This window comes from Imhoffiella purpurea (assembly GCF_000585215.1).
Lineage (GTDB): Bacteria > Pseudomonadota > Gammaproteobacteria > Chromatiales > Chromatiaceae > Imhoffiella > Imhoffiella purpurea.
Map to the genome: position 1 here is coordinate 37,139 of NZ_AONC01000031.1, position 12,077 is coordinate 49,215.

The 12,077-nt window shown below is 64.2% G+C and carries 10 protein-coding genes; 6 read left to right on the plus strand and 4 right to left on the minus strand.

The features are described from left to right. Positions 1-58 precede the first annotated feature (58 nt). Positions 59-1,102 (plus strand): dihydroorotase, encoded by a 1,044-nt coding sequence (pyrC, locus tag D779_RS11080; RefSeq protein ID WP_043753787.1) that lies wholly within the window; start codon positions 59-61, stop codon positions 1,100-1,102. A 13-nt stretch (positions 1,103-1,115) separates the two neighbouring features. On the opposite strand, the gene D779_RS11085 is transcribed toward pyrC, so the two are convergent. Beyond that, a complete protein-coding gene (locus tag D779_RS11085) occupies positions 1,116-1,895 on the minus strand; it encodes an MlaA family lipoprotein (RefSeq protein WP_043753790.1) in 780 nt (259 codons plus the stop codon). A 136-nt stretch (positions 1,896-2,031) separates the two neighbouring features. On the opposite strand from D779_RS11085, the gene rnt reads away from it, so the two are divergent. Then, complete coding sequence (gene rnt / locus D779_RS11090; RefSeq protein ID WP_043753795.1) at positions 2,032-2,712, plus strand: ribonuclease T; 681 nt, start codon at positions 2,032-2,034, stop codon at positions 2,710-2,712. A 93-nt stretch (positions 2,713-2,805) separates the two neighbouring features. Here the strand turns inward: rnt and grxD are convergent, their stop codons facing one another. The 3 genes from grxD to D779_RS11105 all read right to left on the minus strand — a co-directional run bounded on the left by grxD (position 2,806) and on the right by D779_RS11105 (position 6,616). Continuing rightward, positions 2,806-3,141 carry a Grx4 family monothiol glutaredoxin gene (gene grxD, locus D779_RS11095; RefSeq protein ID WP_043753799.1) on the minus strand — a complete coding sequence of 112 codons (336 nt, stop codon included), beginning with the start codon at positions 3,139-3,141 and terminating at the stop codon, positions 2,806-2,808. A gap of 96 nt (positions 3,142-3,237) precedes the next feature. Continuing rightward, entirely contained in the window at positions 3,238-5,016 is a 1,779-nt protein-coding gene (locus D779_RS11100; RefSeq protein WP_043753802.1) for an N-acetylglutaminylglutamine amidotransferase, read from the minus strand. Between the two features lie 40 nt (positions 5,017-5,056). Next, positions 5,057-6,616 (minus strand): hydantoinase B/oxoprolinase family protein, encoded by a 1,560-nt coding sequence (locus D779_RS11105; protein WP_043753806.1) that lies wholly within the window; start codon positions 6,614-6,616, stop codon positions 5,057-5,059. A 235-nt stretch (positions 6,617-6,851) separates the two neighbouring features. Between D779_RS11105 and D779_RS11110 the strand changes: the two genes are divergently transcribed. From D779_RS11110 to ilvD, 4 genes are all read left to right on the plus strand, one after another. Beyond that, complete coding sequence (locus D779_RS11110) at positions 6,852-7,436, plus strand: superoxide dismutase (RefSeq protein ID WP_043753809.1); 585 nt, start codon at positions 6,852-6,854, stop codon at positions 7,434-7,436. A 176-nt stretch (positions 7,437-7,612) separates the two neighbouring features. Further along, positions 7,613-8,791, plus strand: a complete 1,179-nt coding sequence (locus D779_RS11115; protein ID WP_043753812.1) for an aspartate aminotransferase family protein — start codon at positions 7,613-7,615, stop codon at positions 8,789-8,791. A 28-nt stretch (positions 8,792-8,819) separates the two neighbouring features. Continuing rightward, a complete protein-coding gene (argF, locus tag D779_RS11120; RefSeq protein WP_198295706.1) occupies positions 8,820-9,746 on the plus strand; it encodes an ornithine carbamoyltransferase in 927 nt (308 codons plus the stop codon). A 253-nt stretch (positions 9,747-9,999) separates the two neighbouring features. Further along, a complete protein-coding gene (gene ilvD, locus D779_RS11125) occupies positions 10,000-11,847 on the plus strand; it encodes a dihydroxy-acid dehydratase (RefSeq protein ID WP_043753819.1) in 1,848 nt (615 codons plus the stop codon). The last annotated feature ends 230 nt before the right edge of the window (positions 11,848-12,077 follow it).

Genomic DNA, 12,077 nt, shown 5'->3' on the forward strand with positions numbered 1-12,077 from the left:
TTTCCCACACCCGCGCTCTACGAGCCGGCAATCCAAGTTCCATGACTGCACGCCGAAGATGAATCCACCCGACGAGATCGAAATCACCCGCCCGGACGACTGGCATCTGCACATCCGCGACGGGGCCTCGATGGCCCATGTCGTCCGCCTGACGGCGCGCCAGTTCGCCCGCGCCATCATCATGCCTAATTTGCGGCCTCCGGTCGTCACCACGGAGCAGGCGCTCGACTACCGCGCGCGCATCCGCTCGGCACTGCCCGAGGACAGCGGTTTCCAGCCGCTGATGACGCTCTATCTCACCGACCGGACCTCACCCGCCGAGATCGCCGCGGCCCGAGCCAGCGGTGCGGTGTTCGCCTGCAAACTCTATCCGGCCGGCGCCACCACCAACTCGGAGAGCGGCGTCACCGATCTCCGGCATGTCTATCCGGCGCTCGAGGCGATGCAGCGCGAGGGGCTGCCTTTGCTGGTGCACGGCGAGGTCACGGATGCGGAAGTGGACATCTTCGATCGCGAGCGGTACTTCATCGACCAGCGCCTGGAGGGCATCGTCGCCGACTTCCCCGGACTCAAGGTGGTCTTCGAGCACATCACGACCCGCGAGGCGGCGGATTTCGTGCGCGAGAGTCCGGACACGCTCGGCGCCACCATCACCCCGCACCATCTGCTCTACAATCGCAACGCCATCCTGGCTGGCGGCATCCGTCCGCACGTCTACTGTCTACCCGTGCTCAAGCGCGAATCGCACCGGACGGCACTGGTCGAGGCGGCGACTGGCGGAAATGCCAAGTTCTTCCTCGGCACCGACAGCGCACCACATCCGGCCCGGGACAAGGAGTGCGGTTGCGGATGCGCGGGCATCTTCAGCGCCCATGCCGCGATCGAACTCTATGCGGAGGTATTCGAAAAGGCGGGCGCACTCGACCGCCTGGAGGCGTTCGCCAGCCATCACGGCCCGGACTTCTACGGCCTGCCACGCAACAGGGAGAAGATCCTGCTGCGTCGAGAATCCTGGCAGGTACCCGATGAATATCCCTTCGGCGAAGACCGCGTCGTCCCGCTGAAGGCGGGAGAATCGATCGGCTGGCGCTTCGGCAACTGACGGCCGGGGCCCATCACTGGGACGATGGCGGCTCCGGGCTGCCGAAGTCGACGTCGTTCCAGAAGTCCTCCTGACCCTCGGCGACCGGCGGATTGCCGTCGTAGACGAGGTTCTGGCGGCGCTGCAGATAGACGTCGCGCAAAAAGCTGTAGGGATCGATGGCCGCATCCTCGAGGATCTGACCGGCGGTCAGCAGATCGGCACGCCGGTCGACGGCCCGCAGACCGACCAAACCCCAGCTGACCTTCTCCTCGCGGATGTTGATCAGAGGATCCGTGTAGAGGTCGCCAGCGAGCCCGATGGTGTCGCGGATGGAACTCGGCCCGAGCAGCGGCAGCACGAAATAGGCCCCCGGTTCCACCCCCCAGTAACCGAGCGTCTGACCGAAATCCTCCTTGTAGCTCGGCAGGCCGACGTTGGTCGCGACATCGACGAAGCCGAGAACCCCCACGGTCGAATTGATGAAGATACGACCGACATCGCTGCCGGCGCGCGACATCTTGAACTGGAGGATGTTGTTCACCGCCGAGGTGAAATCGGCGATGTTGTTGAAGAAGTTGGTGATCCCCCGGTCCACGGGCTCAGGCGTCACCGCCTGATAGGCCTTGGCCACGGGCTGCATGAAGGCGCGATCGAAATCGGTGTTGAAACGATAGACGGCCCGATTGTAGGGCTCCAGGGGATCGCGCGGATCGGCTACCCGCCCGGGATTCGAGGCGCAACCACCCAGAAGGGCCGCGGTCAAGACCCCCAAACACGCCAGCCGACAGCCGACCATTTCGACACCCTTCATGCTCGAATCCCTCCCCGACGGATTGGCCGCATGCTACCACACCGCAGGACCCCCAACAGAGATCCTGAGAGGGTCACGAGATGACCGAGATCAGGATCCATTTGGCATTCGCCGCCCGCCCACTTATGCTGTCGCGATGAGAGACGAAGATCTGATACAAGACGGCATCGCCCAGCGCTTTCGCGGCTTTCTGCCCGTCGTCGTCGACGTGGAGACCGCCGGCTTCGACGCGCAACGCCATGCGCTGCTCGAAATCGCCGCCGTCATCATCCGCATGCGGCCCGACGGAGTGATCGAACCGGCACAAACGCTGGCCTGCCATGTTCTTCCGTTCGTGGGCTCGGAGATCGATCCCCGCGCACTCGCATTCAACAGGATCGATCCGGATCACCCGTTCCGCGACGCCGTTTCGGAACAGGACGCGCTGAACCGCGTTCTCACGCCCATCCGCCGCGCGGTGAAATCGACCGGCTGCAACCGGGCCATCCTGGTCGGACACAACGCCCATTTCGACCTCGGATTCCTCAAGGCGGCCGTCGAGCGAACCGGGTTCAAGCGCAATCCCTTCCACGCCTTCAGCGTCTTCGATACGGTGACGCTCGGTGGACTGGTCTTCGGCCAGACGGTGCTGGCGAAGGCGTCCCGGGCGGCCGGTCTCCACTGGCAGAACAGCGAGGCCCATTCGGCCATCTACGACGCGGAACAGACGGCACGCCTCTTCTGCACCATCGTCAACCGCTGGCGGGAACTGGATCCGGTGAGATTCTGGGAGCAGGGACCCGAGGGGATGAGTGGAATGCAGCTGGACATCGACTGAACGACCCCATCGCCAAAGTCTGTATCCCCCAAGGCGCACGAACGGCGGCCGAACCCCTCGGAATCCCAGCCAGCCCGATCCTTCCTTCCGAAATCAGGCGCCGGCGGCCTCGGCCTTGGAGGCGGCCTGCTCCATCATCTCCTTGAGCTCACCGCTGGCATGGAGTTCCAGGGTGATATCGCACCCACCGACCAGTTCGCCATCGATATAGATCTGCGGGAAGGTCGGCCAGTCCGCATAGCGCGGCAGATTTTCGTAGATCTCCGGATCCTGCAGCACGTTGACGTAGGCGAAGGGAACGCCGCAATCCGAAAGCGCGGCGGCGGCGCGCATCGAGAAACCGCACTGAGGAAATTGGGGAGTGCCCTTCATGTAGATCACAACTGGATTGCTCTTGACCTGATCGCCGATTTTCTCCAACACGTCCATCGCTCACCTCACCTTGATATGGTTGATCGACCTCGGCGAGAGAGTCGGGACGCGGTGGAGCATTTCAAGCCGATGGTCTGGTGACGACGGCCTGGCTCAGGCGTCGATATGACGCTGCAACCACAGCTCCAGCAAGGCCAGATGCCAGAGCTTGCTGCCCTGGATACGGGTGTGATGCATGTCCGGCGCGGCGAGCAGGCGGTCGACATAGTCGCGCCGATAGAGACCGCGCTCGCGGCAGGCACGCGAGTCGAGCGTGTCGCGCATCAGCTCGAGAAAGGATCCGCGCACGTATTTGAGGGCCGGCATGGGGAAATAGCCCTTGGGACGGTCGATCACGGCGTCCGGCAGCAGGCCCCGGGCCAACGTCTTGAGCGGATATTTGCCGCCCTCGCGCAGCTTGAGCTCGGGCGGACAGCGCGCGGCCAGCTCGACCAGCTGATGGTCCAAAAATGGAACCCTGGCCTCCAGCCCCCAGGCCATGGTCATGTTGTCGACGCGCTTGACCGGGTCGTCGACGATCAGGGTGGTGACGTCGAGGCGTAGCACGGCATCCATGAAGGTATCGGCCCCGGACGCCTCGAGACGCCGGGCGACCAGATCCGAGGTGTAGTCATCACCGCCGTAGGCATCCGTCATCATCCGCAGATACTCGTCGTGATCGCGGTCGAAATAATGCTTGCCGAACCGCTCCACCGGTGGACCGCCGCGCTCGGCCTGCATCCGCGGATACCAGAAATAGCCCCCGAAGACCTCGTCGGCGCCCTGTCCGGACTGAACGACCTTGATCTGACGCGACACCTGCTCGGCGAGCAGATAGAAGGCCACTGCGTCCTGACCGAACATGGGCTCGGCCATGGCGCCGATCGCCTCCGGCAGACGCTGCAGCACCTGATCGTTGGGAACCAGGAATTTGTGATGCGCGGTCGCATAGCGCTCGACCACCAGATCGGAATACTGGAACTCGCTGCCGGCCTCCTCCGGCGTGTCCTCGAACCCGACCGAAAAGGTGCGCAGATCCGACACGCCCGCCTCGGCCAGCAGGGCCACCAGCAGGCTGGAGTCCAGCCCCCCGGATAGCAGCACCCCGACCGGCACGTCGGCGACCTCGCTGCGGATCTTGACGGCATGACGCAGCGCCGTATGGATCGCATCCAGCCAGCCCGACTCGCTCAGCGGCGACTCGGGCCGGGTCGCCTCCAGGCTCCAGTAGACCCCCTGGGTACGGCGGCCCAGGTCGTCGATACGCATCCAATGGCCCGGGGCCAATTTGCGAATACCCTTGACGACCGTTCGCGGGGCCGGCACCACCGCATGCAGGGTGAACAGGTGATGGAGCGCGACCGGATCGAGGTCGGTATCGACGCCGCCGGCCGCGAGCAGCGCCTGCGGACTGGAGGCGAAGCTGAAGACGCCGCCCCGATCGCTCCAATAGAGGGGCTTGATACCGAAACGGTCGCGCGCCAGAAAGAGCGATCGCTGTCCGGCATCCCAGATGGCGAAGGCGAACATGCCGTGCAGACGCCCGACCGCCCGCTCCCCCCAGGCGTGCCAGGCCTTGAGGATGACCTCGCTGTCGCCCTCGGAGAAGAAGCGGTAGCCGAGCCCCTGGAGCTCGGCACGCAGATCCCGATAGTTATAGATGGTGCCGTTGAAGACCAGGGCGAGTCCGAGTTCGGCATCCACCATCGGCTGATTGGAGCGGATCGAGAGATCGATGATCGAGAGCCGCCGATGGCCGAAAGCGAGCGCGCCGTCGCTATAGCTTCCGCCATGATCCGGACCGCGGCTCACCAGCGCTTCCATCATGCACTGGACGCGACCCAAACCAGCCGGTGCGCCGTCGAGACGCAATTCACCGCAAATGCCACACACAGGGACACCCTCCTCGCAAACTCACTCGGTCCTCGCCGACTCAAGTCATCGGCTCGGGGAAATCGCCGCCCCAGCCGCCCCCACCCGGGGTCTCGACACAGAGCAGATCGCCGGTTTCGACCGCCAAACCGACCTTGGGTGCCAAATCCTGCCCGTTGAGCCGATTGTGACCGGCCGCCCCGGCAAGGCCGCCAGCGATCCCCCAAGGGGCGAACCGGCGCCGCTCGGTCAAGAGGGTGACCTGGGCAGGGGCCAGGAAACGAAAGGACCGAACCAGGCCCTCGCCGCCGTTGCGACGCCCGCGACCGCCAGAGCCGGAGCGCAATCCGTAATGCTGGATACGAATCGGGAAACGGGATTCGACGACCTCGACGGGGGTATTGAGCGTATTGGTCATGTGCGACTGCACCCCGCTCCAGCCCCCGCCGAGGGGGCCAGCACCCATGCCGCCGCCCATCGTCTCATAATAGTCCCAGGCAGACCCGGGTTCGGCAGACCCCATGGCGAGATTGTTCATGCTGCCGTGACTGGCCGCGGGGATGGCCTCGGGGATCGCCTGAGCCAAGGCCCCCATGACCACATCGACGATGCGCGAGCTGGTCTCGACATTGCCGGCAGCGACCGCGGCCGGACGCCTGGCATTGAGGAAGCAGCCCTCAGGTACGGCCAGCCGAATGGGGCGGAAGCTGCCGGCGCAGGCGGGCGTCTGATGGGGCATCAGACACCGGAAGACGTAGAGTACGGCGGCGGCTGCAACGGCCAGCGGACAATTGATGTTGCCCGCCACCTGAGGAGCCGTCCCACCGAAATCCAGCGAGACCTCTCCCATATCGACACGCATCGCCAAACGGATCGGGATGTCCACCGTTCCCTGTCCGTCGTCATCCATCCGATCCTCGAAACGGTAGAGACCGGTGGGGATGGCGCTCAAGGCATTGCGTGCCAGGCGCTCGCCATACGCATTCAGCGCATCGAGCATTTCGGCATAGCCGACCGCGCCCATCTCGGCGATCAGCGCGCCCAGACGCGCCAAGCCGGCGCGATTCGCGCTCACTTGGGCATAGAAATCCCCCTGGGCGTCCTCCGGGTTGCGGGTCGCCCCGAGGATGCGTCCGATCACCTCGGAATCGATCTCACCATGGCGTACCAGACGGACCGGCGCGATGACCAAACCCTCTTCGTCCAATCGGCTCGAAACCGGCATGGAACCCGGCGAAGCGGCTCCGATATCGGCGTGATGCGCGCGATTGGCGACGAACGCGATCAAATCGCCCGCCGCGAACAAGGGCGCGATCAGGGTGACGTCCGGCAGGTGGGTGCCGCCCAAGAAGGGATCGTTCAGGACCAGCATGTCGCCATCGGCCCAGTCGACGGCCGCGACGATCGCGGCCATCGCATGGGCCATGCTGCCCAAATGGACCGGGATGTGTGCCGCCTGGGCGCTCAGTTGCCCATCCCGATCGAAGATGGCGCAGGAATAATCCAGCCGGTCTCGGATGTTGGGAGAGAAGGCCGCCTGCCTCAGCACGGCCCCCATCTCGTCGCACACCGCATCGAGACGGTTGGCAAAGAGGGCGAGTTCGATCGGGTTCACCTTCATCGCTGAAGTCCTTCCGCTTCAAGATCGTAGATCGGGTCATCGGTCCCGCCGAAGAGGGCCGAAACTTGCAAAATCGCGCCTTCGACCGCATGGTGCGAGCGATTTCGGGCGGGAGGTCCGCGCCGCCTTATGGGTTGAGATGGACATATGCGGGCCAATCTAATTCCCCATCGATCGCTGCACGAACGAGCGATACCAGGATTTCAACCGACCATCAATCACAGGAGAAGACATCATGGCGCACGAACTTCCGGCACTTCCCTACGAAAAGAACGCGCTCGAGCCCGTCATCTCGGCCGAGACCATCGAGTACCACTACGGCAAGCATCACCAGACCTATGTCAACAATCTGAACAACCTGATCGCTGGAACCGAATTCGAGAGCATGAGCCTCACGGATATCATCATGAAATCCTCGGGCGTGCTCTTCAACAACGCGGCACAGGTCTGGAACCACAGCTTCTACTGGCAGTGTCTCAGCCCGAACGGCGGCGGCGCGCCCAGCGGCGACCTGGCAACGGCGATCGACGCCACGTTCGGCTCCTTCGACGAATTCAAAAAGGCGTTCAGCCAGTCCGCGGCCACCAATTTCGGTTCCGGCTGGACCTGGCTGGTCAAGAACGCGGACGGCTCGATCGAGGTCTTCAACACCTCGAACGCCGGAACGCCCATGACCGAGGGCAAGACCGCCCTGCTCACGATCGATGTCTGGGAACACGCCTATTACATCGATTACCGCAATGCCCGTCCCAAATATCTCGAAAGCATCTGGGACAAGATCGATTGGTCCTTCGTCGAGGCGAATTTTGCCGGTCAATGACATTCACAGGCGAAAAACTTTCGGGCAAATAAGGGGTTTATGGCCCTGATCCCTTGTCTCGACTAGACGCTTAGCGTTATATTTCCACACTTCGCCTTACGATAAAGGCGGTTTCCCTTGCGGAGGAACCGCCTTTTTTATTTTCTTGTTGCTGTTTGATTCGGGGCCTTGACGCCATGAGCGAACCCTTGATGGCCACCTACAAACGCCTTCCCGTCACCTTCGAACGAGGTGAGGGGGTCTGGCTCTGGGATACCGACGGGAAGCGTTATCTGGACGCACTCTCGGGGATCGCCGTGTGCGGACTCGGCCACGCCCATCCGGCGGTACGCGACGCGATCTGCGCTCAGGCGGGCCAGCTGATCCATACCTCGAACCTCTACGGCATCGCCGAGCAGGAACGGCTCGGCACCATGCTGGCCGAACGCGCGGGCATGGACCGGGTCTTCTTCGCCAATTCCGGGGCCGAGGCGAACGAGGCCGCGATCAAGCTCGCGCGGCTCCACGCCCATCGGCGCGGCATCGAGAATCCGGCGATCCTGGTCGCCGAGCACAGCTTCCACGGACGCACGCTCGCCACCCTGTCCGCCACCGGCAATCGCAAGGTCCAGGCGGGATTCGAGCCCCTGGTTCAAGGCTTCGTCCGAGTTCCCTACGACGATATCGAGGCCGTCGAGATCGCCGCGACCAACCGGCCGAACATCGTCGCCATCCTGATCGAGCCGATCCAGGGCGAGGGCGGCATCAACATCCCCTCGCCCGACTATCTCGCTCGACTGAGAGCGATCTGCGACCGCGAGGGCTGGCTGCTCATCTACGACGAGATCCAGACCGGGATGGGCCGAACCGGCCGGCTGTTCGCGCACGAGCACAGCGGCGCGCGCCCCGACGTCATGACCCTCGCCAAGGGGCTCGGAAACGGCGTCCCGATCGGCGCCTGCCTGGCGCGCGGCGCGGCGGCCGAGGTGCTGACCGCAGGCACGCACGGGTCGACGTTCGGCGGCAATCCGCTGGCCTGTCGTGTCGGCCGAGCCGTTCTGGAAACGCTCGAGTCGGAGGCACTGATCGAGAATGCCGCACGCCAAGGCGACTACCTGCTGACCGCCTTCAACGAAGCACTCGGCCAGATCAAAGGCGTCGTATCCATACGCGGCCGCGGTCTGATGCTGGGTATCGAGCTGGACCGCCCCTGTGCCGAACTCGTCCCCGCGGCGCTGGATGCCGGGCTCCTGATCAACGTCACCGCCGACCGCGTCGTCCGCCTGCTCCCACCACTGATTCTCGCCCAGCCCGAGGCCGATCAGCTCGTTCAGACCCTGAGCGGATTGATTCGCGACTATCTGACCGACGACTGAGGATGCCCCATCGGAGACCATGAATTCCATGGATGCCCAACCCAAGCAGTGCCGTCACTTCCTCAGTCTGCTCGACCTCGGTGCCGACGAGGCGCGCGCCCTCATCGCCCGCGCCATCGAGCTCAAGCGCATCCAGCGCTCGGGCCAGATCTACAGCCCCTTCACCAACCGCACGCTGGCGATGATCTTCGAGAAGTCCTCGACCAGAACCCGCGTCTCCTTCGAGGCCGGGATGGTGCAGCTCGGCGGACATGCGCTCTTCCTGTCTCCGCGCGACACTCAGCTCGGCCGTGGCGAGCCGATCGAGGACAGCGCGCGGGTCATCTCGCGCATGGTCGATATCGTCATGATTCGGACCTTCGATCACGCGACGGTCGAATGCTTCGCCGCGCATTCGCAGGTCCCCGTGATCAACGGACTGACCGACTATCTCCATCCCTGCCAGCTGCTCGCCGACATGCAGACCTATTTCGAGCATCGGGGCGACATCCGCGGGCGCCGCGTGGCCTGGATCGGCGACGGCAACAATATGTGCAACTCCTTCATCGAGGCCGCGCAACTGTTCGATTTCGAGCTGATGGTCGCCTGTCCGGAGGGCTTCGAGCCCAAGGCCGAGCTGTTGGCCGCCGCTGGCGACCGCGTCAAGATCGTGCGCGAGCCGCAGGAGGCCGCCGCAGGCGCCCATCTGATCTCCACCGACGTCTGGGCCAGCATGGGCCAGGAAGAGGAGCAGGCACGTCGGCAGAAGGCCTTCGCGACCTATCAGGTCGACGATGCGGTCATGGCCCGCGCGGCCCGGGATGCGGTCTTCCTCCATTGCCTGCCGGCCCATCGCGGTGAAGAGGTCACGGCATCGGTCATCGACGGCCCCCGGTCGGTCGTCTGGGACGAGGCCGAGAACCGCCTCCATGCCCAGAAGGCGCTACTGGAATTCCTGCTGCTCTCGCGTCACTGACGCAGCCCTTCCCGGGCACCGATTCGACTCATCCTTCCGACTCAGCGGCGTCCGGACAGACCCTGTACGTCGAGTGGCCCGTATGGGCTGCAAGACTCCGGCGAGAGCCGAGGCCCAACCCGAGACGATCCGAACCGCCTCGCCACATCGCCGACCCGCGCGATCTCTCCCGATACCGGCCAGGACCATGTCCGCTCCGAGCGCCGGGCGTATACTTCAAACCTTTGGATTAGAGTAAGAAAGGTCCCTTTCCATGCCCCAATACCGTTCTCGCACCTCGACCCAAGGCCGCAACATGGCTGGCGCACGCGCCCTCTGGCGCGCGACCGGAATGAAGGATGCGGACTTCGAGAAGCCCATCATCGCCGTCGTCAATTCCTTCACCCAGTTCGTCCCCGGACACGTCCATCTGAAGGACCTCGGCCAGCTGGTCGCGCGCGAGATCGAGGCCGCGGGCGGGGTCGCGAAGGAATTCAACACCATCGCCATCGACGACGGCATCGCCATGGGGCACGAAGGGATGCTCTATTCGCTCCCCTCGCGCGAGATCATCGCCGATTCGGTGGAATACATGGTGAACGCGCATTGCGCGGATGCCATGGTCTGCATCTCCAACTGCGACAAGATCACCCCCGGGATGCTGATGGCCTCGCTCCGGCTCGACATCCCCACCGTCTTCGTCTCGGGCGGCCCCATGGAGGCCGGCAAGATCATCAGCCCGAACGACGAACAGCATCTCGATCTGATCGACGCCATGATCGCCGCCGCCAATCCGAAGGAGAGCGACGACTCGGTCGCGCAGCTCGAACGCTCGGCCTGTCCCACCTGCGGCTCCTGCTCGGGCATGTTCACCGCCAATTCCATGAACTGTCTCACCGAGGCGCTCGGACTGAGCCTGCCGGGCAACGGCTCGCTTCTGGCGACCCATGCGGCGCGCAAGGATCTGTTCCTGGAGGCCGGACGCCTGATCGTCGCCCTGGCCAAACGCTATTACGAGGACGACGACGCCAGCGTTCTGCCGCGCGCGATCGCCACCTTCGAGGCCTTCGAGAACGCCATGAGCCTGGATATCGCCATGGGCGGATCCACCAACACCGTGCTCCACCTGCTCGCCGCCGCCCGCGAGGGCGAAGTGCCCTTCACCATGGCCGACATCGACCGACTCAGCCGCAAGGTGCCGAATCTGTGCAAGGTCGCCCCGGCCACCCAGAAATACCACATGGAGGACGTGCACCGCGCCGGAGGCGTCATCGGCATCCTCGGCGAACTGGATCGCGCCGGGCTACTCCACCGGGACTGCGGAACCATACATGCCCCATCGGTCGGCGAGGCTATCGACACCTGGGACATCGCCAAGACCGACTCGCAGCAGGCGAAGGAGCGCTTCCTGGCCGCCCCCGGCGGCGTCCCGACCCAGGAGGCATTCAGCCAGAACGCACGCTGGGAAACGCCCGACCTCGATCGGGAATCCGGATGCATCCGCGATCTGGAGCACGCCTACAGCCGCGACGGCGGTCTCGCCGTGCTCTTCGGCAATCTGGCCGAAGACGGCTGTATCGTGAAGACGGCCGGCGTGGACGCCGAGATCCTCACCTTCGCCGGACCGGCCCGTATCTGCGAAAGCCAAGAGGAGGCAGTCGACGCCATTCTCTCGGACCGCATCCAGCCCGGGGACATCGTGCTCATCCGCTACGAAGGACCCAAGGGCGGTCCGGGCATGCAGGAAATGCTCTATCCGACCAGCTATCTCAAGTCCAAGGGGCTCGGGAAGCAATGCGCACTCATCACCGACGGACGCTTCTCCGGGGGCACATCCGGTCTCTCCATCGGTCACGCCTCGCCCGAGGCCGCCCAAGGGGGCACCATCGGACTGGTCGAGGAAGGCGATCGCATCGAGATCGACATCCCGAACCGGCGCATCCATCTGGCGGTCTCCGACGAGATCATCGCCCAGCGTCGCTCGGCCATGGAGGTCAAAGGAAAGGATGCCTGGAAGCCCGCAAAACGCCAGCGTTCAGTCTCCTCGGCGCTCAAGGCCTACGCGGCCATGACCACCAGCGCGGCACACGGCGCCGTCCGCGACATCTCCCAGCTTCAGTGACAATGCTGCAACGGGATCGGAAGATCGATCCCTGAGCACGAAGTCTGGCCTAAGAAGCCGTGTCGCCGACACGGTTTCTTTTTGAGCGCCGATCAGAGACGAATAGGTAAAGTTCGATAATTCGAAAGTCTTTTCTCTGCGCCCTTAGCGTCATTGCGGTTTTATTTTCTCACGCGCAAAGAAGAAACCCCTGGCTCCTTATGGGAGTCAGGGGTTTCGGGATAAAGCCC

Excerpts from the sequence above, each read along its gene's own strand:
- argF (WP_198295706.1), top strand. The coding sequence starts at position 8,820 with ATGGATGCCCAACCCAAGCAGTGCCGTCACTTCCTCAGTCTGCTCGAC.
- rnt (WP_043753795.1), top strand. The coding sequence starts at position 2,032 with ATGAGAGACGAAGATCTGATACAAGACGGCATCGCCCAGCGCTTTCGC.
- D779_RS11085 (WP_043753790.1), bottom strand. The coding sequence starts at position 1,895 with ATGAAGGGTGTCGAAATGGTCGGCTGTCGGCTGGCGTGTTTGGGGGTC.
- pyrC (WP_043753787.1), top strand. The coding sequence starts at position 59 with ATGAATCCACCCGACGAGATCGAAATCACCCGCCCGGACGACTGGCAT.
- D779_RS11115 (WP_043753812.1), top strand. The coding sequence starts at position 7,613 with ATGAGCGAACCCTTGATGGCCACCTACAAACGCCTTCCCGTCACCTTC.
- grxD (WP_043753799.1), bottom strand. The coding sequence starts at position 3,141 with ATGGACGTGTTGGAGAAAATCGGCGATCAGGTCAAGAGCAATCCAGTT.
- ilvD (WP_043753819.1), top strand. The coding sequence starts at position 10,000 with ATGCCCCAATACCGTTCTCGCACCTCGACCCAAGGCCGCAACATGGCT.
- D779_RS11105 (WP_043753806.1), bottom strand. The coding sequence starts at position 6,616 with ATGAAGGTGAACCCGATCGAACTCGCCCTCTTTGCCAACCGTCTCGAT.
- D779_RS11110 (WP_043753809.1), top strand. The coding sequence starts at position 6,852 with ATGGCGCACGAACTTCCGGCACTTCCCTACGAAAAGAACGCGCTCGAG.